The following is a 22,408-nucleotide window of genomic DNA, read 5'->3' as shown; positions in this document are numbered from 1 at the left end:
TTTTAGTTTTTCTATTAAGCTCAACATATATTTAAAAAGTTGCCGGTCACTTCTCATTTTACCTGATATTGATCGCTTTTACTTTTGATATTCTGATGGGAGAATGAAACAGCCCTAGGATCAAGGGGGGATCAGAGGTAAAATCTATCTTCAATTTAATTATAAATACTTACCTATAATTCATCTTGATTTAGTTGTCATTTTACCGAGAAATTGGCACAAAATCCACCCCAAAACTAGAACGAGAACCGGGTTGAACTACCACTAATTGCACCGATTGATTGCGATCGCCAGAGGGTAAAAATCGCACTGGATTAGTCGCCCCAGGCACAGAAAAATCACTGCTTCTTAACGCCCGTTGAACTCCCTCTCGGCTAGATTCGGCCCCAATGCCAGCGACTAAAGCCTGGGTAGCGTCATAGGCGGTAGCCGTGCGCCAATTTACGTCTCCTTGCCACAATTGGCGGGATTTATTCACAAAAGGACTGTTCGGATTAGCCCCCAAATGCCAAGCGATAGCGACAACCATGCCCAAGGCCTTTTTTCCGCCTACATCCAGAGTTTTGGGGCTATAAACGTCATCACCCGCCACAATCGGTAATTTTTGACCATTGATTTGAACCACCTGCAAAGCCTTATCTAGGGTACCACTATCCCCAAGAAGGGCGATGAGATTTGCTCCCTCCTGTTGAGCTTGTTGGAGGCTTTTAGAAGGGGTAAAAGTGAGGGAAGATAGATCAAATTCACTCACCACTTGACCTCCTCCTAATCCTAAAGCGGTGGTAAATTCAGATTTTAGGGATTGACTATAACCACTTTGGGAGTTAAAAAATACCACTGCCTTGACGTTAGGAATTTTTTGCAAACTAGATTCGGCTAATGCCCGTGCCGCCACAAAATCACTGGGAACAGAACGAAAGATATAGTCACCAAAATTGGAGAGTTTAGTTGAGGTACTGATGGGGGAAATCATTACTAATCCCGCTTTTTGATAGATAGCAGCCGCCGCTAAAGAGGTATCACTGCTAGTGTGTCCTACTACTCCTAAAATGCTGTTATCAGCCGCTAATTTTTGGGCAATTTGAGCGGCAATTTCGGGATTATCAGCATCATCAGCAATGAGAACTTTTAAAGGAATGCCATTAATTCCCCCAGCTTGATTGATTTGATTTTGAGATTGGGCGACTCCTCGTAAAACTTCTAGGGCGGTGTTGACATCGCTCCCAATTGGCACGGAAACGGCGATAGTATAGGACTTAGCTTCACCAATACGGGCGTTATTTAAGTAGATGAGAGCTTCGGGATCATTTTGATTAGCTCGCAGGGATTTTTCTAGGAGGTAAACTGCTTGCTGAAAGTCTCCTTTTCCGAGTGCCTGTATAGCAGCTTGTTTGTCAGAAGCAGCCCCTTCAACTATTAATAAGTTTTCACCTTGACTAAATCTTGCTTGTGGCGATACCGATTTTTGCTCTGGTGATATTTTCTCGATTTCAGAAAGATTGGTTGGGTTATTTTTTCCTTGAAAACGATTGTATAACCACCAACTACCAGCCCCAAAAAATATTAGGGTAATCAGCAGGGATAAAAGCAGGGTAACTGTATCATTTTTCTGGCTCATGGGCTGATAACTAAGATTAAATTAATGGTTTAATCGAGATTGATAGTTAATAAAAGCACCAATTCAATTCTGAATTGCACAAATATCCGATCTACCTTGATAGAATACCTCATTTGGGGTCTGATAGTCAAGACATTGTTTAAATGCGTCTTAGCTTATTAGCCATATTTTACCTTTTTGTTTGGGATTGTTCTAAATGTTTTATTAAAACATTTGAGGATAAAGGACCGTGTAAATGACTCCAGGGTAAAACCTGTTCTAAACGCCATTGTTGATGAACGTAATAATCTAGAGGTGGAATTTGTCCTTTTAGTTCCTTAAAAGCGCGTTTATAACTGCCTAAAGAATCACCATAGCCACGGGTTAATTCTAACAGGGAAGTTAAGCGGCGATCGCCTCTAGATAATAGGGCTTGAATCACCGACCAATTATAACTTTCTGGGCGAAATTCTATGCCCTGTTTACCTAATTGTTTCTCTAGATATTTTAATCTTTTTTCGGCCATTTTATTAACTCCAAACCACTGAAAAGGAGTATGGGATTTAGGCACAAAGGTGCTGCAACCGAAAGAAATTCGCAGTCCAGAGGCGGCTTTTTTTAATGCTATTAACATTTCCACAGTCGCCGCTATATCTTCAGTTTCTTCTCCCGGTATTCCCACCATACCATAGAGTTTTATCCCTTTTAAACCGCCAGCTTTGGCATTAATGGCAGCTTGGATAATTTCATCATTGGCTAACTTTTTGTTGATAATTTCTCGCAGGCGATCAGACCCACTTTCTACGGCAATAGTAATTGATTTGCTGTCTCTTAGGGATAAAATTCTGGCTAATTTTTCCGTGACAGTATTAGTTCTAACTGAAGCAATCGAGAGTCTAACTCCTTCAAATTTTGGTTGCAAAAGATAATCAAGTAAGGTTTCAAATTCGGGATGTTGACTGACAGAAGCACCTAATAAACCCAGGCGATCGGTCACTTTTAAACCTTTTTCAATGGCAGGGATTAAAGATTCTAAACTAGCGGTACGAAAGGGTAAAGTTAGATAACTAGCTAAACAAAAACGGCACATTTCTGGACAACTCCGCACCACCTCTACCATATAAATATTCTCCCATGCCGCTTGTTTTGTTACCACCGTAGAAGCAGAAAGGGTATTACTGCGATAGGTTTGTTTACTAACAAAGGCGGGAACATTATTATCTATGGGTAGAATTGCTGTAATTTCACCTTCGGGACTATCATAATTAACGGTGTATAAACTAGGAACATACACCCCCGGAACCTGGGCTAAATGACGCAGTTTTGTCGGGCGATCAGCGTTTCTAACCTCTTGATAGGCATTAATAAAATCAGCAATTAAATTTTCACCATCTCCCAATAAAATTACATCAAAAAAAGCGGCAAAAGGTTCGGGATTAGCGGTTAAAACTGGTCCACCTCCAAAAATTATCGCCTGCTGATCTTGCCGTTGATGACTGTGATAAGGAATTTCTAAAGATTCTAACAGCGAGAGGATATTAACATAGTCTAATTCCCAAGAAAAGGAAAAGCCGACTAATTCGGGATAACGGGGTAAAGATTCTTGAAAATCCGTAAATAAACGACTAACTTGTATATCCGATCGCAGGGCTAAAGTTGCCCAAACAATTTGATAACCTAAACTGGTTATACCCACGGAATACTGATTAGGAAAGGCAAAAATAGTTCTAATGGCATCACTGTGGGGTATTGCGGGAGTAAAGAGGAGTTTTTCGTCTTGTAAGATGGTCATTTCAGTAATCAGTTATCAGTAATCAGTTATCAGTAATCAGTTATCAGTAATCAGGTATCAGTAATCAGGTATCAGGTATCAGGTATCAGGTATCAGGTATCAGGTATCAATTATCAATTATCAGGTATCAATTATCAGTGACTACCAGCAGTCTTTAGTAGCTTTTAATTTTCATTCTCTTGAAAGGGGAGGCTTGTTACCTCTTGTTTTTGGTCATATAAGTAGGTGGGTGGAATTAAATATAAGATGAACGTAGGTTGGGTTGAAGAATGAAACCCAACGCCCGCTCATGTTACGCTACTGCTAACCCATCCTACAAATAATTGTGCCTCCCTACTTATAAGTTTAATTTAATCCGGAGGTGAAGGAGGGGAAAATATCTCAATATACAGTTCTATGATCATATCTCAGGTTATGCTCCTAGGGAGTCGGTGGTCAAGAACAAATTTAAGTTATACTTCCTCCCTAGGGATAGCTATTGTATTTACAGGAGATTTTCTCTTATATCCTAGCAATTTTCACAGCTTAACTAGGTGTCGATTTTATTCCTGAGCGCCGCTTTCAAGCGACTCTTTATCTCCTTCACTCCATCTATGAATAACCCAGAAGAATACGTTATAATCATGGCGAAAATCCTAGATTTAACCATTCCCGATCGCTATTTAAATTCTGTGGTTGAAAACTGGCAACGCTTGCAAGAAATCGCCAGTTTAGTGACAGAATTTCCCTTAGAGGATGACGGGGAAAGCGCCCTCAGCTTTGAACCATGACTATTTCTGTGTGCAATTTAGCTCGATCGATCCAAAATCGTCAAACTAGCGCCTTAGAATTTATTAGCCAGACTTTGGCGGAGATAGAGGCGAAAAATCGCCATTTAAATTGCTTTACCGACATTTTACAGCCTAGGGCGCTCGCTCAAGCCCAAAAAATCGATCAAGCGATCGCCAACGGTGAACCCGTCGGTGTCTTAGCAGGGATTCCCTTCGCCGTCAAAAATCTCTTTGATATCGAGGGTATTGTCACCCTTGCCGGTTCCAAAATCAATCGAGATCACCCTGCCGCTGGACAAGATGCGATCGCTATACAAACCCTAGAAGCAGCCGGGGCAGTTTTGGTGGGGGCGACCAATATGGATGAGTACGCCTACGGTTTTGTCACCGAAAATGCCCATTATGGGGCCACTCCCAACCCCCGCGATCCTAGTTGCGTCTCGGGGGGATCCTCTGGCGGTTCCGCCGCTGCCGTTGCCGCTAATTTAGTCCCTCTCGCCCTCGGTTCCGATACTAATGGTTCCGTGAGAGTTCCCGCCGCTTGCTGTGGCGTGGTGGGGCTAAAACCCACCTTTGGGCGCGTATCCCGTCAGGGCCTATTTTTGTTCGTTAGTAGTTTAGACCATCCGGGATTTTTTAGCGGCAATGTGGCGGATATGGCGGCTATTTGGAGTCTTTTTGCCAAAAATAACCTTAAAGCTTCTTTAAATGGCTTAGAGGGCGTAAAAATAGCCCTTGCCGACGATTATTTTCAGCAGGGAGCCGAACCGGAAGTATTCGAGGCGGTGACAGCGATCGCCGAACGTTTAGGAGTGACTAAAAAAATCACCATTCCCGAAACCGCCCGCGCCAGGGCAGCCGCCTATATAATTACCGCTGCAGAAGGAGCAAATTGGCATTTACCGCGTTTACAGACCAGATTAGAGGATTTTGACCCCGCAACCCGGGATCGCTTCTTGGCAGGGGCATTAATTCCCTCTAGCTGGTATTTACAGGCTCAACGTTTTCGCCGTTGGTATCGCGATCGTCTGCGAGAGATTTTCACCGAAGTCGATATTATCCTCACCCCGACGATTCCCTGTATTGCGCCGCCGTTAGGAGTAGAAAAAATGATTATTGACGGGCAAGAGCTATTAATTAGACCTAATTTAGGCAGATTCACCCAACCTTTTTCTTTTATCGGTTTACCTGCCCTTTCGTTGCCGATTAAACGCCCATCCCGGCTACCGTTAGGTTTACAAATCATCGCCGCACCCGATCGCGAAGAGTTAATCCTAAGGGTAGCCAGGGTTTTAGAAGAAATGCTCATAGATATCCCGCACAAGTGAGATTTCAAGGGCTTACTTCCTCTTAAAATCCCTAATTTAGGCACTTATTAAGCGAAAAGGTCATTTTTCCAGTCTGAGTAAACAATCTACTGAATGGGAGACTCCTTTTCAATCACATCTAACCAAGCGGCAGCCGATCGCTCCCAAGTGTCAGTTAGGGCAATTTGACGACATCTTTGGCGCTCTTGGGTTAAAAGCTGGGGATTTTTCAGTAATTCGACAATTTTCCAGGCTATAGCTTCCTGAGTAGCCGGATCGGTTACTTCCCCCGGCACTTTCACACAGTAGTCCTTTTCTCGAAAAACAGCAAAATCCGTCACCACCGGCAGACAACCCACCACTGCCGACTCGCGCACAGAAATACAATCGATCTCACGATAGGTGCAACCGTAGTAATGAATAGCAGAGCGAGCTTTTTCCTCGATTAGTTGACGATAACCCATCATTCCCCGATCAACTACCCCCGCACTAGCTTTAATCAAAGCGATTAAATTATCGCACCATTCCTTGCGATCGCCACTGCCATCCCGTTTAGTAAAACCATAGTAGAGATGTAACTCGGCCGCGGGAATTGCCGCCTTGATAATCGGCCAGCCATGCTTTAACATCGACTCTAGGCCGCGATAATAACGAGAGGCATAGACTAGACGATAGGGAAGATACTCACTTTCCGGCACTGTCTCACTTACGGCCAAAAGGGAAGTATCGATACCATTAGGAACAATCGGACATTGATTATCGGCACAGAAATCCAGTAAATCCCGTTGATATTGGCTTTTACAGAAAATTTGGTCATATCTAGCCAAAATTTCTGGGGTATAGGAGTCTGCCGGCACTTTAATATCTTGCCAATCAAAAAAAATTCGTTCTGCCTTGGTACCCGGACGGCAATAAGTGGGATGACGAGAGATCACCAATGTCTCAAAGTGATCTTGCCAATTCATCTGGTAATAATTAACATAGCGAATACCGTCCTGTTCCCCTTCCATACCCTCACAATTGCCAAAAATCGTCACTTTATAGCCGCGTTTCGTCCATTCTTGCGCTAAAAAAGCCACCGATGCCTGGGTGCCACTGGCCCCCCGTTGCCAAATTTCCGCCGGACGCATGGGACGATATTTTTCTGTGTAAATAACGATCGATTTTTTCGGCCAACGACGGGCGCTCAAGCGCTGTTTAATTTTAAATAGGGAAGGTGCGCTGGCCCGTAGCCATTGTTTGAGATTAGATTGTAGGGATGGAGTAGCTTGTGACACTCTTTTTCTCCAAGATCGAGGGAAAATAGGGGCGATGGGTGATAGAGTCTTAGTTTATCGAATTTAACCCGATTTCTCGACTCAGTAGAACAATTCGAGCCTATCATATAATAGGTTCAAGTCAAAAATCAATCTTTTTATTGCCAGCTATCGACAAGGAAATCTATGAAAATTGTCATCCCGATCGTGTTTTATCGCAAAGGAGGAGTAGAAAGAGTCATTATCTCTTTAATACCTAGCTTATTAGAATACGTCGAACAAATTATTATCGTCCTCCCTCGTAAGGAAATTGAATATTTTAAGTCTTTAATGCCTGATTCCGATAAACTTATCTACGAAGATTTTGCTTTTTATCCCCAGAGTTTTGAGACAAAATTAATCTATTTTTATGGTCTTCTAGCAAATTTTTATAAAACCCTAAGACTGACTTCTATTCATCGTCTTTTCTCTCGTAGAATTGAACTTTTACGCATCGAAGCAAGAATTAATCAGATTATCAAGCGTTACCAAGCTGATCACTGTTTGTATGGAATGACTAATCGGATTTCTCCCCCCAATGTCAAGGTTACTTTAAGTGGCATTATTTATGATGTCTTTTGGCAATTTGCTCCCTTAACTTACTCAGAATCCTATCAAGAAAACTACAATGAAGTCTTAAAAGAATGGTTAGATCAGTCCGATCTACTCTTCACAATTTCCCAAAAAACTAAAGACGATGTTTTAAAAGTTTTTCCCAATGCTACCTATGCTAGTAAGTTAAAAGCTGTACCATTAGCGGGATTTATCGAGCAGTCTAATTCCAAGAGTGATTTAGTCAAAAGTGAGCTAGTTAATTTTTATTTTCCCTCCTCCTTTGGTATCTACAAAGATCATCTGACTTTGCTCAAAGCAGCCATTAAACTAGCGAAAAAAGGCTTAAATTTCCAGATTGTTTTAATTGGCAAAGAAACCGATAATCTAGTTAGTGGAAATCTGCAATTGTCTCAACAGTCCAAAACCCAAGAATACCAAGACTATCTCAAAGAATGTACCCAACTTTATCAGGAAAATCAAGAAATTTTCCAGAGTCATATCAAAGGATTAGGTTATCAAGACTATGAAACCTTGCAGTTTTATTATCAAACCTGTTCCTGTGTGGTATTTCCTTCAAAATACGAAGGTTTTGGATTGGCAATAGCAGAAGCAATTTTACAAGGTATTCCCGTTATCGCTTCCGATTTAGAAGTGTTTCAAGAACAGGTAGAATTATATAATTGTCCCGAAAGAGTGCAATTCTATCCTAGGGGAGATGCGGACAGTTTAGCCAATTGTTTAGAACAATTTATCCTCAATCCAATTCCTCGCTTGTTACCCGAAGATATTCCCAATAAAATTAATCTCTGGACGTGGGAAGATGTGGCGAAAAAATATGTAGAACTACTGAAAGAAAATGCAGGTTACTGATCTCTATATCTACCCGATTAAATCCTGTCGAGGTATTCAATTATCCCAAGCTGAAGTGACTCCTAAAGGTTTACTCTGGGATCGAGAAATGATGTTAGTGGATGGCAAGGGTAAATTTATCACCCAAAGGGAATATCCGCAATTAGCCACCGTTTCTGTCACGATTACAGGAGATAAATTTTCTCTGAAAACATCTCAAGATTCCCTGACTTTTCAGCCTAATTTCACAGGAGAAAAAAGAGCGGTTCAAATCTGGGAATCTCAAACCATAGCCATGGATCAAGGGGATGAAATCGCCGAATGGTTCGAGAAAATTATCGACATTCCTTGTCGTTTAGTGCGACAATCTCCCGATTATCCACGTCCTGCGAATCCTCGCTATGCAGGGAATGATCATACTCCCGTCAGCTTTGCCGATGGTTATCCAATTTTATTAACTAATACTGCTTCTTTAGAGGACTTAAATCGGCGTTTAGTTGCACCGGTGCCGATGAATCGTTTTCGGCCTAATATTGTTATTAGTAGCGATCGAGCTTTTAGCGAAAGTAGTTGGCAAAAGATCACAATTGGAGAGATAAATTATGCCCTAGTTAAACCCTGTAGTCGCTGTATTATCACCACCACCGATCAAGAAACAGGTAGGAGAAATCCCCAGCAAGAACCTTTAAAAACCTTAAGCACTTTTCGCAGTTTCCCCGGGGGCATCATGTTCGGAGAAAATGTCATCCCCGAAAAGACAGGTACAATTAAAGTCGGCGATCCTATTACCGTAATCTAGAGATCTAGAGATATAGGGGGATAGGGAATGGGGAAATGGGGGAATGGGGGAATGGGGGAATGGGGGAATGGGGGAATTTCAACTAAAACCCTAACACCCTAAAACCCTAAAACCCTAAAACCCCAACACCATCCAACACCCAACCCCCACAAGGTTAAGATAAATAACCATAAGAACAATACTTGACTAGAGACACTGAAACCATGCCCCTTGATACCGCATCGATTTTAGAAGTATTACGTCCCGTTCAAGATCCAGAACTGCAAAAAAGCTTAGTGGAATTGAACATGATCCGCAATGTGGCGATCGATGGCGGAAAAGTTAGCTTTACCCTAGTTTTGACCACTCCTGCCTGTCCTTTACGCGAATTTATCGTGGAAGACTGCCAAAAAGCCGTTAAACAGCTGCCCGGGGTGGAAAGTGTCGCTGTGGACGTAACTGCCGAAACCCCGCAACAAAAAGCTTTACCCGATCGCCAAGGTGTGGAGGGGGTTAAAAATATTATCGCCGTTTCCAGTGGTAAGGGCGGTGTGGGAAAAAGTACCGTGGCTGTCAATATCGCCGTCGCCTTGGCTCATTTAGGGGCAAAAGTGGGGCTATTAGACGCGGACATCTACGGCCCCAACGCCCCGACAATGTTGGGCTTAAATGACGCACAAGTGACCGTACAGGGCGCAAATGGCGAGATATTGGAACCCGCGTTCAACCATGGCATCAAAATGGTTTCCATGGGCTTTTTGATCAACCCCGATCAACCCGTAATCTGGCGCGGTCCGATGTTAAACGGCATTATCCGTCAGTTTCTCTATCAAGTCAATTGGGGCGATTTAGACTATTTAATCGTCGATATGCCTCCCGGTACCGGGGATGCACAATTAACTTTAATTCAATCGGTCCCCCTAGCCGGTGCGGTGATTGTCACCACTCCCCAGACGGTTTCTTTAATTGATGCGCGTCGGGGTTTAAAAATGTTCCAACAGCTAGGGGCGCGGGTTTTGGGTATCGTGGAAAATATGAGTTATTTTATCCCCCCCGATCAGCCCGATCGCTCCTATGATCTATTTGGGTCCGGTGGTGGGGAAAAAACCTCGCAAGAATTGGGCATTCCTTTACTGGGATGTGTGCCTCTGGAGATAGCCCTACGGGAGGGCGGTGATACTGGTGTACCAGTAGTTTTGGGGCAACCAGAATCGGCCTCAGCTAAAGCCCTGATAGCGATCGCTCGTCAGGTGGCGGCGAAAGTATCCCTAGCAGCCTATAGTTAGTAAATTTGGGGAGAGAAATGGTGAGAAGACAGTCCCTTGTTAGTAGGAAACTAAGCGGTTTTAGTGAGCAGTTTAGCTTCATTTTCCGGGATATAGCCCAAATTGATTGGCTTTTGTTCGTTTTGGTGACGTGTTTAACCGTTTTCGGTGGTTTAATGATTCGTAGTGCCGAAAGACATACCACTGCTCTCGATTGGTGGCAACACTGGTTATTCGGGGCCGTGGGAGTGGCGATCGCTTTATTTCTGGCCCGTTGTCGTTACGAAAGTCTGCTCAAATGGCACTGGTTAACCTATCTTCTTACCAATCTCTCCCTAATTGCGGTAATTGTCCTAGGGGTGACGGCGAATGGGGCGCAAAGTTGGATTAATATCGGCAGTTTTAACGTGCAACCGTCGGAATTTGCCAAGGTAGGTTTAATTATCACCCTAGCAGCCCTCCTACATCATCGTCCCGCCGATAATCTTTTTGCGATCGCTCGTGTCTTTGTCGTCACTGCCATCCCCTGGGTGTTAATTATGGCGCAGCCGGACCTGGGGACAGGATTAGTCTTTGGGGCAATTACCCTAGGCATGATTTACTGGGCTAATGCGAAACTACCTTGGATGATTATCCTCTTATCTCCCCTCGCATCGGTTTTTCTGTTTAATTTACTTTTTCCTGCTTGGATTGTTTTAGCAATTATCATCGCTGTACTTGCTTGGTTTACCCTTCCCTACCGTTTTTTATCTACTTTCATCGTGGTGGCAACTAATCTGGCAGTGGGTAAATTAGGCGAGGTTTTTTGGGGTTTATTAAAAGAATATCAAAAAGATCGTTTAACCCTATTTCTTCACCCAGAAAAGAATCCTTTGGGGGGAGGTTATCAATTAATTCAATCCCGCATTGCCATCGGATCGGGAGAATTATTGGGACGGGGATTACACCAAGGCACCCAAACCCAATTAAATTTTATTCCCGAACAACACACCGATTTTATCTTCTCTGTAGTCGGGGAAGAACTCGGTTTTGTCGGCAGTATTCTAGTTTTAATAGCTTTCTGGTTAGTTTGTTGGCGTTTGTTAGTCATTGCTAATACCGCTAAAGAAAACTTTGGTTCTTTAATAGCGATCGGTGTTCTCTCGATGATCGCTTTTCAGGCAATTCTTAATATTAGCATGACCGTGGGATTAGCCCCGATTACAGGGATTCCTCTACCTTGGTTAAGTTATGGACGTTCATCTTTATTAACCAATTTTATCGCCTTGGGTTTAGTGGAATCCGTGGCTAATTATCGCCCCCGTAAGCGTTTGTACTAAGGAGAACGCCATGAAAGTGACCTATGATCCAGTCGTTGATGCTCTCAAAATCACCTTAAGTAATGTGCCGATTGCAGAAAGCGACGAGCAGAGTCTGGGGGTGATTCTCGACTATGACCAGTCGGGGAACGTGGTGGGGTTAGAAATCCTCAATGCTCAAGAGCGGATGGACAATCCCCAGTCTTGTGAATATTCGATTCTGACCACTAAACCGGAATTAGTCGCCACTTAAGAGAGACAAAAAGAAATTTAAATACAGGAATTTCCCACTGATATGAAAGAATCGCCTAAAGTTGTTTTATTGTTGACCCATAGCGGCGATTTTTTTACGATTGACCGCGTGGCTGAGGCGATAGAAAAAAAAGGAGCCACACCTTTTCGCTTAGATACCGATAAATTTCCCTTAGAGGTTCAATTAGCAGCCCAATTTAATGGAAAAAAAAGTTTTTATCAATTAAGCTATAATCATCAATCTATTGATAGTGAACAGGTGCAATCTGTTTGGACAAGACGTATTTGGCAACCTGAACTAACAGGGGATTTAGATCCTCAGTTTCGGGAGGCTTGTGTGCGAGAATCCCAGACGACTTTGGCTGGTTTTTGGGATAGTTTAAGGTCAGCGCGTTGGTTAGATAATTTAGTGCAAATTGAGAAGGCTAAAAATAAGTTATTACAACTTCGTTTGGCCTCAGAAGTTGGCTTGATTATTCCCCCCACTTTAGTGACCAATAATCCTGATGCTGCCCGGGAGTTTTTTTCCCAGGTTCAGGGACGAATGGTGAGTAAATTGTTAACTGCGATCGCCCGCAGTATGGAGTCGCCGGAATTTTTTCTTTATACCAGTAGGGTGAAAGCAGAAGACCTTGAGGAAGCGGAATCTTTACGTTATTGTCCCATGGTTTTTCAAGCGGAAATTCCCAAACAATTAGAATTGAGAGTTGTCGTGGTTAATGGACAGACATTTGTGGGAGCTTTAGAATCTTCTCAGTATAATAATTCTGCCGTAGATTGGCGAAGACCAGGTATTGATCCGGGTGCTTGGCAACATCATACTTTACCCGATTCACTATTGCAGCAACTTCAGATTTTTATGGCTAATTTAGGGTTGAATTTTGGGGCGTTTGATTTTATCTTAACTCCTGGGGGAGAATACGTTTTTTTAGAAGTTAATCCGGGTGGTGAGTGGGGAATGTTAGAACGGGATTTAGATTTACCTATTTCTAATGCGATCGCTGATTTTTTAGTCTTCGGTTGATCGGCAAAGCTGGCGCTCAAAAAATTGTTAATCCTAAGTTTTCAAGGAGATTTATGACCGTTTTACTTGTTACTTTTAGCCGCGATAATGAAAGTATTCCTCTGGTAATCAAAGCCATAGAAACGATGGGTAAAAAAGCCTTCCGTTTTGATACCGATCGCTTCCCTACAGAGGTGAAAGTTGATCTTTACTCAGGCGGTCAAAAAGGCGGAATTATTACCGATGGAGACCAAAAATTAGAGCTAAAAGAAGTTTCTGCTGTCTGGTATCGACGCATGAGATACGGACTAAAATTACCCGATGGGATGGATAGTCAATTTCGCGAAGCTTCTCTTAAGGAATGTCGGTTAAGTATTCGAGGAATGATTGCTAGTTTATCTGGCTTTCATCTTGATCCAATTGCTAAGGTAGATCATGCCAATCATAAACAATTGCAGTTACAAGTAGCGCAACAATTAGGTTTATTAATTCCGGGGACTTTAACTTCTAATAATCCTGAAGCTGTCAAGCAATTTGCTCAGGAGTTTGAAGCGACGGGAATTGTGACTAAAATGCTGTCTCAATTTGCTATTTATGGAGACAAGCAAGAGGAAATGGTTGTTTTTACCAGTCCTGTTACAAAGGAAGACCTAGATAATTTGGAAGGTTTGCAATTTTGTCCAATGACTTTTCAGGAAAACATTCCTAAAGCTTTGGAATTACGCATCACTATCGTCGGTGAACAAATATTTACGGCGGCGATTAATTCCCAACAATTAGACGGTGCTATCTACGATTGGCGAAAAGAGGGAAGAGCGCTCCATCAACAATGGCAACCCTACGATTTACCGAAAACTATTGAAAAACAACTACTAGAATTAGTGAAATATTTCGGTCTCAATTATGGTGCAATTGATATGATTGTCACACCAGATGAACGTTATATCTTTTTAGAAATTAATCCCGTTGGCGAGTTTTTCTGGCTAGAACTTTATCCTCCTTATTTTCCTATCTCCCAGGCGATCGCTGAAATCCTAGTTAACTCATAAACTGGCAAAGACAGAGCCAGAGTATTTTATCGCATCGACGAGGCTCTGACTCCAGATTTCCCCCGACTCCTGACTTGAAAGAGGGTGTAGGGTGTGGGGTGTGGGGTGTAGGGTGTGGGAAGTGGGGAAGTGGGGAGTTTTCTCAGTGAACTGATAACTGATAACTGATAACTGATAACTGATAACTGACTCCTAACCCCACCAACAAACTTTTTCAGCAAACCCTACTTAATTTCCAAACCAAGACTTTCTCGCGTGCTTCTATCAGATCCATGCCGATTTTTTCTAAAACTCGCTTTGAAGCTATATTATCGGGAGCGCAGCCGGCGGTCACTGTTTGCATACCGGGTTGAGAAAGTGTCCAGTCCATCATTGCTTTTGTCGCCTCGGATGCGTAGCCTTGTCGTCGATATAACGGCGCTACTTGATAGCCAATTTCTACAGCATCTGTGGGTAAACCTGTGACATCAGGAATAATTTTGATCATCACATGACCAATAAGAGTATTTTCTGTTTGATGAATAATTAAACTCCCCCATCCCCACTCATTTTGTAAGGGGAATTGCAGCAAAATATTCGCAATATCAGGGAAAGCTTGAATCAACTCTTGTTCGGCCCAGTCAGCTGCAACTTTTACCCCCAAAATTGTTGCTAATTCATCGATACTTATGATTGCCGCTTTCAGAAGTTCAAGCTTTAAGGGGACTAAATATAATCGTTCCGTCACCAGTTTTTCCAGTGCTTTCATTTGATAAAACTCCTATACCAGTTATCAGTTATCAGTTATCAGTTATCAGTTCACTGAGAAAACTCCCCACACCCCACACCCTACACCCCACACCCTACCCCCACGAAAAACTTTTTCAGCAGCCCCTAGCTATATTCTCACCCATTTTAAGGCTTTTGGGTCTTTATCGTAACGATAATTAACCCCATCTTTAGCAGTAATGATTTTACCTAAACTGGCACGACTCCTGACGTTACTTAAAGAATAGTCAGTTAGGGACTGCATTTGTTGATGGGACAAACCTTCGGCTATTTCAGAAACTCCTGCAATTTCCGCATCATGCTCAGGTTTAACCTCAGACAAAGGCTCTATTTTTACCACCGAAAAATCTTCTGATTTTTTTGACATCATTACCATGTCATTAACTTTTTTGCGCTGATAATCTTCTACAGTTGACAGCTGCCAATGGGAATTTTCTGTTAACTCTAAGACCCATCGATGATAATTAAATAAACTTTCCCGATGACCAACACTAATAAAGGTGGTTTCACTTTCCTGTAATTGCCGATATAAACTGGCTTCATTGGCCAAATCTAAAGCGCTGGTTGCTTCATCTAAGATAGTAAAAGTGGGTTTAGTGATTAATAGTCGAGCAAAAGCTAATCTTTGTTGTTCTCCGAGGGATAAAATCTGTTCCCAATTGACTTCTTTATCTAAGCTATTTTTGTCGGTTAATAAATGTTGAAGATTGACTTTTTTTAAGATATTTTCTAATTCTTCATCGCTCAGCTGCTCATTGGTATGGGGATAAAGTAATTGCTGCCGTAAAGTGCCAAGGATAATATAAGGACGTTGGGGTAAAAATAACATTTTAGCTAAAGGAGGACGTACTAAACGACCACTACCCGCTTTCCATAAACCGGCGATTGCTCGTAACAAGGAACTTTTTCCTCGACCACTGGGTCCAATAATCAGTAGGCTTTCTCCCAAAGGAACAGAAACCGATAAATTCTCCACAATTACCTTTTCATAATCGGGAGTTTGTAGGGTAAAATTTTCAAAAGCTAGACGATTATCTTCCAGGGTGGTAATACGACTTAAGTTTTTCGGCTCTTCACTGGCAACTTTTAAGGCATCTGTCAAGGTAGCTAACCGTTCAATATAACTTGAAACTTTACCCGATGTTCCCCATTCAGTAATTAATTGTCCCAAGGCATTAGAAAAAAGAAAACAGCATAAACTCGCTTGACTAATTTCTCCATAATCGATTTCGTTTTTAATAAACATCGGGGTCAAAATAAACATTGAAAATACACTAATCGCTGACTGATAACCTCGATTAAAAAGATTATTAAACCGTTCCCAATTTATCAGTTTTTCCGAGCTTTGAATAACCCGTTCAAAACGGCCTTCAATGATTTTTTCTTCCTGCTCTTCTCCCTGAAAAAAAGCAATGGATTCGGCGTGGTTACGCACATGGGTTAAAGAATAATTATAATCAGCTTTATTATTAAGCTCAGATTGATTAATCTTGTTTAATTCTTGAGTTAGATAAATTGCTATTAAATTTCCTGCGATCGTATAAATTATTAGATAAACCGCAATTTGCCGAGAAATTGTCCAAAGAATAATCGCAAAAGTAATCATTTGCAACCCTTTTTCTACGAAGGTAATTAACAACCTTAGGGTCATGGTCGTAATTGGTTCAATTTCTTGAGATAATCTTTGATCGGGATTTTTTAAGTTCGAGGTAAAATCAATGTTATAATAAGCGCGATAATTGAGATATTTTTTAACGGTTTGTTTGGTTAACCACTTATACCAATCTAAGGCTACTTTGCGACGAATAAATTGAGAAAAAGCAAATAACCCCGTTGTTCCTATAATCAACAAACTGGATAACCACAGCGTATTGAGATATTTAGAAAGGTCTCTATCTTCAATAATAATATCGAGTACATAACGATTCCAGTAGCTACTAAAAGCTTCTACCCCGACTGTTGCCAAGATACTTAAAAGGATCAAAGCTGACATTCCCCAAGAAATGATCACATCTCCAAAGGCGCGTCCATTTAACTCCGTTGGATACCAATAGGGTTGAGCGACAATTTTTAGGCTTTCCCAAAATTGACCAAATAGTGAAAAGGGATTATTGGCGGACTGGTCGGACACAACAGGGTTTTCCGTTGCTTGTTTAGTAGTATATTGAGGCATCTAGATCCAATTGGCAGTTCTTTTACTGTTCTCTTGACAACTCGCTATCATATTGTAGCGGCAGAATTACCTCTTGTTGTCTTTTGTTGACATTTTTATCTAGAAGATGAAAGCCAGCTATGGTCAGAAAGCTCTGACATAACTAAAAACTACTTGACCCATTTTTGTTAGTCTAGCACTTTAGATACTGATTACTGTTTACTGATCACTAAAAAACCCCATCTCTCAATCTCCATCATCCTCAAAATGATTAGCTAGTAGGAATTTTCGACTGGTATTCAACTCTTGCCAAAGCTGGTTAATTTTCTCGTAAGCTTCCGTGGAGGTAAGTTTTCCCCCACTGTGCAAACCAGCGATAAAAGAGACTCTCAGGGCGAATTCCTGCAAATTAGCATTAAAAACCAAATTTTGTGGCGTGAATAAACCCCTGTAGCTGGTTTTAGGGTAGAGAAAGTTATCTTTAGAATTGAATTTTTCCATTGTGACCAACCCCCCAGTATAGGATACCTACATTATTATATTACTTAACCTTTTGTTAACTTAAGCTTAACCTAAGAATTTGAACTTGTCTCTAGATTCTAGGAGAGTAGCTGCTGAACTTGATTAGGACGTTGGGTTTCATGCTTCAACCCAACCTACGTTCTGTCTCTAGATTCTTAAGAGAGTAGCTGCTGAACTTGATTAGGACGTTGGGTTTCATGCTTCAACCCAACCTACGTTCATCTTATATTTGATTCCACCCACCCACTTAAGAGAGTAGCTGCTGAACTTGATTAGCCGCCGCTATCCCAGAAGTTAAGGCCGTTTCTAGGGAAGAATTTCTCGATAAATCTCCCCCTTGACACCAATCACCACAGGCAACTAGAGGTAAAGGACTATTAACACTTAAACAGGGTACAGCTAAACCCTGACGGACTAAAGCATAACGCCAACGGTGAATCTGAGACCAATCCGGGAGAGGCAAAGAAGCACGAGCGAGCAAATCTAGCGTAACTGCTTCTAAATCCTCGCTATCGAGATATTTAACCGCAAAATCTCCACTACTATGCACAACAAAGACATAATCAGGGGATGATTGCCGTTTACTGCTATCAAGTCCTAACCAAGCGATAGCGGTGGAGGGAGTCACTGCGGGTAAAGAATCGCCATAACCTGCCATAACCGTTAAACAGGGATCGTAAACGATTGATCGCAATTCTGGCATAGTAGTTATATGAGAGTTTTCTAACAATAACGCTGCTTGCGGGGCGGGAATAGCCAGGACAATCACCGAAAACTCCCCCCGAATTTGACCGTTATTGTTTAAAACCCATTTTCCCTGACGATTTTCCAGACGAGTAACCAGAAAATCTCGTTCAATTTCTAAACCTTTAGCTAAAAATTTCGCCACGCTATTGATGCCAGAAGGAGCAACATAGCTAGAATCAAACCAAGAAGTAACTATATTCTCTCTCAGAAGATTATCAATTAAAGCCGCCGTTTTTTCCCCCTGAACAGTCAAAAAAGGCAAACCATGATCCACAGCAATCTCTTGATTAGCTCGATTAACCCGTCGCGTGGCTAAACGACCACCAATGCCTCTAGACTTATCAAATAGCTTAACAGTATAACCTCGATCGCACAACTGACGAGCGCAGGTTAACCCGGCTAAACCCGCGCCAATGATCCCAACCTTAATCGAAAAATTTGTCACTAGCCTTCCTAATCCTGTGAACCCTTGAGTTAATATTAGTAGTAATCAGCACTAGCGAAACTAAGTTGATTATTGGGGCTGAGGAGGACAAACCACATTGGACGAACTACGCACAGCTTTGGAGTTAGCCACCGAGGAGGAACTGCAGCAAATCACTAACATCCTCTTTTGCCGTCGTTTTAACCCTCTCGATTATCTACGAGCGCCGGACGCAATCGCCGTTCAAAGTCAAGATTGGGATAGTTGGTTAGATAGTGTCGAGGATCGTTTTCGTTATTTGGCTGCCGATGGTGTGACAGTATTAAAAGGTCAAACCGAAAAAGTTAGTTATCGTCAAATTCTCGTCCGTGTCTGTCATTTCCTCAAGGTTCCCTACTCCCAAAAAATGCCGACAACGGAAATTGAAGCGGAAATCTATCTTCACCTCGTTAACAAAGCTTGGAAACGTCTCCCCCCATCGGAACAAAAATCCCTCTCGATTCAAATTCAAAAAGCGCTCGCGGATTCCCACACTCCCCAACCCTTACCCGTTCACCTACAACACAATCCCCTTGATATAGTCCTCAAAGGCAGTAGCGTCATCGCCATTAATTCTATCCTGAAACCGATTCTGCTCAAACATATCGCCGGGCAGTTCGCTCTTCATTTTGTCCGCTATCAAGGGGCAAAAACTGCCCTAGTCCAGGGTGGGACAATTGTTAATCAAATCGCCCTACAAACGGCTAAACAGGGCATGACTAGGGCGGCAGCCCGCTACGGAGCCGTCAGAACCGTGTTAAGTTTGGTAGGACCGGCTTTATGGGGTTGGTTTATTGCTGATCTCGGTTGGAAAGCGATCGCCACCGATTACGGCCGGATTATCCCGACTATTTTTGCCCTTGCCCAAATTCGTCTGACTCGTGAGGATTGTTGGCAACCTGCATAACATGAAAAAGATTTTTAGTCAAGGGTGGGAGTGGAATTTAATACTTTTTTCAGTTTTTATCGCCATGATGCTGCCGGAGTTAGCGGGTATCGGCATTATTATCGTCTTAATTAGGGTTTTTACCGGCAATTTTCGGGCAATTATCCAGTCACGTCTCAATCAAGGTCTCGGTATCGTCACTCTTTGGTTAATGATTAGTGCCAGTCTTTCCCCAACTCCGGGGGATGCTTGGATTGGTTTAGGAAATTTCCTGCCCTTTTTCTTCTTTTTTAGCAATATTCGGCAATTAATTAAAAAACCCTCTCAATTGCGTCAACTAGCTTGGGTGATGGTTATTCCGTCGGTTTGGGTAGTGGTGATGGGATGGGGACAAATTTTTCTCGGTTGGCAAAAACCAGAAGCATTAAAAGGGATTTTTACCTGGCCCTACGGGGTGGGGGGTGAACCTTTGGGGCGGATGTCTTCGGTTTTTATGTATGCTAATCTTTTGGGGGCTTATTTGCTTATAACTCTGATTTTAGCGATCGGTTTATTAATTCTAACTTGGCGGCAGTGGCACAGACAAAGAAATAACCTTTTAAATCTCAAAGTCGGGTTTTTAACTTTAACTATATTTATCGATAGTGTAGGGCTATTTTTAAGCAATTCTCGCAATGCTTGGGCCTTAGCCTTTTTAGGTTGCCTAATTTTCGCCCTTTATCTGGGTTGGAATGCCTTAGTCGCTGGTTTTGTCCTCTTGGGGGGGGTGATTTCTCTTGCTTCTTGGGGACCAAATCCTTTCAGGGATAGTCTGCGTTTTTTGGTTCCTAGGGCGATTTGGGCGCGATTATCCGATGAAATGTTCCCCAATCGCCCTCTAGGGACTCTCAGATCAACTCAATGGCGTTTTACTCTAGAAATGACCCAAGAAAGACCCCTATTCGGTTGGGGATTACGCAGTTTTACACCTCTCTACGAAAAAAGTCAGGGATTGTGGTTAGGTCATCCCCATAATTTATATTTGATGTTAATGGCAGAAACGGGAATTATTGGCTTAATTTTATTGTCTGTTTGGGTGGGTTGGATTTATGCCCAAGGGTGGCGTTTATTTATCTTTCTACGGCAACAAAAAGCCGGGGGTGAGTTAATTATCTTTACCTATCTGGTGGCCTTTGGTGCTTGCGTTTTATTTAATCTCGTCGATGTCACCCTCTCCGATGTCAAGATTAATACTATTGTTTGGCTTCTCTTGGCTGCCATTGCTGGGGTCAGTCAAGGGATGAATTATGAAGTGGGAAGTGGGGTGTAGGGTGTGGGGAATTGGGGAATTGGGGAAGTGGGGTGTGGGGTGTAGGGTGTGGGGTGTAGAGTGTGGGAAGAACAAATAAAAATAATCTCCTGAATCCTGAATCCTGAATCCTGAATCCTGAATCCTGAATCCTGACTCCTGACTCCTGACTTCTAACCCAATTTTGGACAAAGATAAGCAAAAATTATTGATTGACTCCACAAACTTGAGAATATTTAAATTAACATTCCGCAATATTTACAAATTCTTAAGAATTAATTGAGAAAGATTTTTATTTAACAACGATGTTACAGTGGTAACAGCGATTTTACTGAATTTCATAATGGGTTATACTGTGCTTTTTTGGGCAGCAACGGTTGAAACCCTTGCCACACCTACAAGGTGATCCTAATTAGGACGGGTAAATCAGTCAATTTCACCCACAACGATGATCTTTTTTTTGTGTAGTTTTATTGCAAAAAAAAAGTTTTTTTGACAAAAAGCACAAAGTATGATATGAACCAACGTATTTCTGGCTGCCAGTAGTTATTGCAGAGTGGGAGTTGTGGAGAAGGGATAAGGGAGTGCTGGAGCATTTTCAGTCAACAGTTAACAAAACGAAAACTTCGTACCTCACCCTTAAGATAACTGCTATAAATAGACTTTTAATAACCAAAGAAAGAAAGGAATAGTCAGAAAACTAGCAAGGGTAGTGACCACAACTGTGCGGGCCATCAAAGTGGCTGAACCACCGAATTCTGTGACTAAAATGACAGTATTAACGGCGGTGGGCATGGCACTCTGTAGGATGAGAATTTTTAGATCCATACCAGTTAATCCTAAACTATTGCCGATCGCAAATGCCAAAAGAGGAGCGACTAAAAGACGCAAACCTGCTCCTAATAATTCTAATTTACCGATCGCTAATTTTTGCTGAGATAATTGAATACCTAGGATAATTAAAGCCAAAGGAATTGCCGCTTGTCCTAGATAGCTAATACTTTTATCTAATTGCAGGGGAAGATGAAAAGAGAAAGTTTGAAAGCTAATGCCGATAAAAATTGACCAGATTAAGGGCAATTGAAAAACTAAGCGAAATCCTGAAAGAAAGCTTTTTCCTCGCAAATAAGCGGGACTAATACCAAATAAAAGAATACTAGAGCCAATCATATAGATTATCGCTCTTTCCAGTCCAGCCGCACCCAGGGCAAAACTAGCCACAGGTAAACCCATATTACCGTTATTAGGCATCACGGCGGCAGCCATGAGGCTTTTGCGGGTATCAGCATCGAGACTGAGACAATAGGCGATAATTTCGACGACAATCGCCATTACCAGTGAGATAAGGGCAAAGCCTAGGAGAATTAAACCGATATTGCTGCCGGATAAAGTGGTGCGATAGAGTCCATCAATCACCAAAGCGGGAGCAAGAATATACACCGTGATTTGGGAAAGGGAATGCACTTCAACAGTGAGAATTTTTCCTGCTATCACACCGATGAGGATGATAAAACCCACTGGAATAATAGCGGAGAGGATGACAAGCATTAATCAGGTAAAAAGTAAATAGTACATAGAAAAAAACTGATCTGATTTTTTAACAGATTTCTGTTATATCTTCATATAAAGATTCGATCGCACAGTGAAAATCGATACTATACTTTAGACGTTCATAATCTGAGATTTATTAAACTTCTGAAATCGTAGAGTCAGCAAGGAATCCAGTTCTTTTTTATGTTTCAGATGGGCATCATTCAGACATTCATAAATAG

At 42.0% G+C, this 22,408-nt stretch carries 20 protein-coding genes and 1 pseudogene; 11 read left to right on the top strand and 10 right to left on the bottom strand.

The features are described 5' to 3' along the window. Positions 1-202: 202 nt before the first annotated feature. Both EWV66_RS13900 and EWV66_RS13895 read right to left on the bottom strand, forming a co-directional pair. Complete coding sequence (locus EWV66_RS13900; RefSeq protein ID WP_287107204.1) at positions 203-1,618, bottom strand: ABC transporter substrate-binding protein; 1,416 nt, start codon at positions 1,616-1,618, stop codon at positions 203-205. A 169-nt stretch (positions 1,619-1,787) separates the two neighbouring features. Beyond that, complete coding sequence (locus EWV66_RS13895) at positions 1,788-3,389, bottom strand: B12-binding domain-containing radical SAM protein (RefSeq protein ID WP_072924150.1); 1,602 nt, start codon at positions 3,387-3,389, stop codon at positions 1,788-1,790. 593 nt (positions 3,390-3,982) lie between these two features. On the opposite strand from EWV66_RS13895, the gene EWV66_RS13890 reads away from it, so the two are divergent. Together EWV66_RS13890 and EWV66_RS13885 are read left to right on the top strand one after the other, a co-directional pair. Continuing rightward, positions 3,983-4,159, top strand: a complete 177-nt coding sequence (locus EWV66_RS13890; protein ID WP_002740449.1) for a DUF4089 domain-containing protein — start codon at positions 3,983-3,985, stop codon at positions 4,157-4,159. After that, the gene (locus EWV66_RS13885) at positions 4,156-5,487 is read left to right on the top strand and encodes an AtzE family amidohydrolase (RefSeq protein WP_287107203.1); all 1,332 of its coding nucleotides are present in this window, start codon (positions 4,156-4,158) and stop codon (positions 5,485-5,487) included. The genes EWV66_RS13890 and EWV66_RS13885 overlap by 4 nt, the downstream gene beginning before the upstream one ends. Positions 5,488-5,573: 86 nt before the next feature. On the opposite strand, the gene EWV66_RS13880 is transcribed toward EWV66_RS13885, so the two are convergent. Then, positions 5,574-6,743, bottom strand: coding sequence for a glycosyltransferase family protein (locus EWV66_RS13880; protein ID WP_287107202.1), 1,170 nt, complete (start codon positions 6,741-6,743; stop codon positions 5,574-5,576). A gap of 165 nt (positions 6,744-6,908) precedes the next feature. On the opposite strand from EWV66_RS13880, the gene EWV66_RS13875 reads away from it, so the two are divergent. The 7 genes from EWV66_RS13875 to EWV66_RS13845 all read left to right on the top strand — a co-directional run bounded on the left by EWV66_RS13875 (position 6,909) and on the right by EWV66_RS13845 (position 13,810). Next, complete coding sequence (locus EWV66_RS13875) at positions 6,909-8,186, top strand: glycosyltransferase (RefSeq protein WP_287107201.1); 1,278 nt, start codon at positions 6,909-6,911, stop codon at positions 8,184-8,186. Then, the gene (locus EWV66_RS13870) at positions 8,173-8,964 is read left to right on the top strand and encodes an MOSC domain-containing protein (protein WP_287107200.1); all 792 of its coding nucleotides are present in this window, start codon (positions 8,173-8,175) and stop codon (positions 8,962-8,964) included. Before EWV66_RS13875 ends, EWV66_RS13870 begins: the two co-directional genes overlap by 14 nt. A 203-nt stretch (positions 8,965-9,167) precedes the next feature. Beyond that, entirely contained in the window at positions 9,168-10,229 is a 1,062-nt protein-coding gene (locus EWV66_RS13865; RefSeq protein WP_052277128.1) for an Mrp/NBP35 family ATP-binding protein, read from the top strand. Positions 10,230-10,246: 17 nt separating this feature from the next. Next, complete coding sequence (rodA, locus tag EWV66_RS13860; RefSeq protein ID WP_081417817.1) at positions 10,247-11,527, top strand: rod shape-determining protein RodA; 1,281 nt, start codon at positions 10,247-10,249, stop codon at positions 11,525-11,527. A gap of 10 nt (positions 11,528-11,537) precedes the next feature. Then, positions 11,538-11,759 (top strand): DUF2283 domain-containing protein, encoded by a 222-nt coding sequence (locus tag EWV66_RS13855; protein WP_052277127.1) that lies wholly within the window; start codon positions 11,538-11,540, stop codon positions 11,757-11,759. A gap of 42 nt (positions 11,760-11,801) precedes the next feature. Beyond that, positions 11,802-12,782 (top strand): MvdC family ATP-grasp ribosomal peptide maturase, encoded by a 981-nt coding sequence (locus EWV66_RS13850; RefSeq protein ID WP_287107199.1) that lies wholly within the window; start codon positions 11,802-11,804, stop codon positions 12,780-12,782. A 53-nt stretch (positions 12,783-12,835) separates the two neighbouring features. Then, positions 12,836-13,810, top strand: coding sequence for an MvdD family ATP-grasp ribosomal peptide maturase (locus tag EWV66_RS13845; protein WP_287107198.1), 975 nt, complete (start codon positions 12,836-12,838; stop codon positions 13,808-13,810). A gap of 26 nt (positions 13,811-13,836) precedes the next feature. Here EWV66_RS13845 and EWV66_RS13840 read toward each other — a convergent pair whose 3' ends face one another. The 5 genes from EWV66_RS13840 to EWV66_RS13820 form a co-directional block, all read right to left on the bottom strand. After that, positions 13,837-14,031: a hypothetical protein gene (locus EWV66_RS13840; protein WP_287107197.1), complete on the bottom strand. Its 195-nt coding sequence runs from the start codon at positions 14,029-14,031 to the stop codon at positions 13,837-13,839. Beyond that, entirely contained in the window at positions 14,025-14,558 is a 534-nt protein-coding gene (locus EWV66_RS13835) for a GNAT family N-acetyltransferase (RefSeq protein WP_287107196.1), read from the bottom strand. The genes EWV66_RS13840 and EWV66_RS13835 overlap by 7 nt, the downstream gene beginning before the upstream one ends. 129 nt (positions 14,559-14,687) lie before the next feature. Then, positions 14,688-16,751 carry an ABC transporter ATP-binding protein/permease gene (locus EWV66_RS13830; RefSeq protein WP_287107195.1) on the bottom strand — a complete coding sequence of 688 codons (2,064 nt, stop codon included), beginning with the start codon at positions 16,749-16,751 and terminating at the stop codon, positions 14,688-14,690. A gap of 225 nt (positions 16,752-16,976) precedes the next feature. Next, positions 16,977-17,231 carry a DUF7219 family protein gene (locus EWV66_RS13825; RefSeq protein WP_002734677.1) on the bottom strand — a complete coding sequence of 85 codons (255 nt, stop codon included), beginning with the start codon at positions 17,229-17,231 and terminating at the stop codon, positions 16,977-16,979. Positions 17,232-17,499: 268 nt separating this feature from the next. After that, the gene (locus tag EWV66_RS13820) at positions 17,500-18,444 is read right to left on the bottom strand and encodes an NAD(P)/FAD-dependent oxidoreductase (RefSeq protein WP_072924142.1); all 945 of its coding nucleotides are present in this window, start codon (positions 18,442-18,444) and stop codon (positions 17,500-17,502) included. A gap of 97 nt (positions 18,445-18,541) precedes the next feature. Here EWV66_RS13820 and EWV66_RS13815 point away from each other — a divergent pair, with 97 nt between their 5' ends. Beyond that, the gene (locus tag EWV66_RS13815) at positions 18,542-19,369 is read left to right on the top strand and encodes a YaaW family protein (protein ID WP_002789131.1); all 828 of its coding nucleotides are present in this window, start codon (positions 18,542-18,544) and stop codon (positions 19,367-19,369) included. A 1-nt stretch (position 19,370) separates the two neighbouring features. Further along, positions 19,371-20,657, top strand: coding sequence for an O-antigen ligase family protein (locus EWV66_RS13810; RefSeq protein WP_052277122.1), 1,287 nt, complete (start codon positions 19,371-19,373; stop codon positions 20,655-20,657). Between the two features lie 630 nt (positions 20,658-21,287). Here EWV66_RS13810 and EWV66_RS13805 read toward each other — a convergent pair. After that, the gene (locus EWV66_RS13805) at positions 21,288-22,184 is read right to left on the bottom strand and encodes an AEC family transporter (RefSeq protein WP_052277121.1); all 897 of its coding nucleotides are present in this window, start codon (positions 22,182-22,184) and stop codon (positions 21,288-21,290) included. Positions 22,185-22,298: 114 nt separating this feature from the next. After that, positions 22,299-22,408 (bottom strand): annotated as a pseudogene (locus EWV66_RS13800) (IS630 family transposase); the annotation flags it as partial.

It is taken from the genome of Microcystis sp. M_OC_Ca_00000000_C217Col (assembly GCF_007095585.1).
GTDB lineage: Bacteria > Cyanobacteriota > Cyanobacteriia > Cyanobacteriales > Microcystaceae > Microcystis > Microcystis panniformis.
This window is presented reverse-complemented; position numbering and strand designations above follow the sequence as displayed.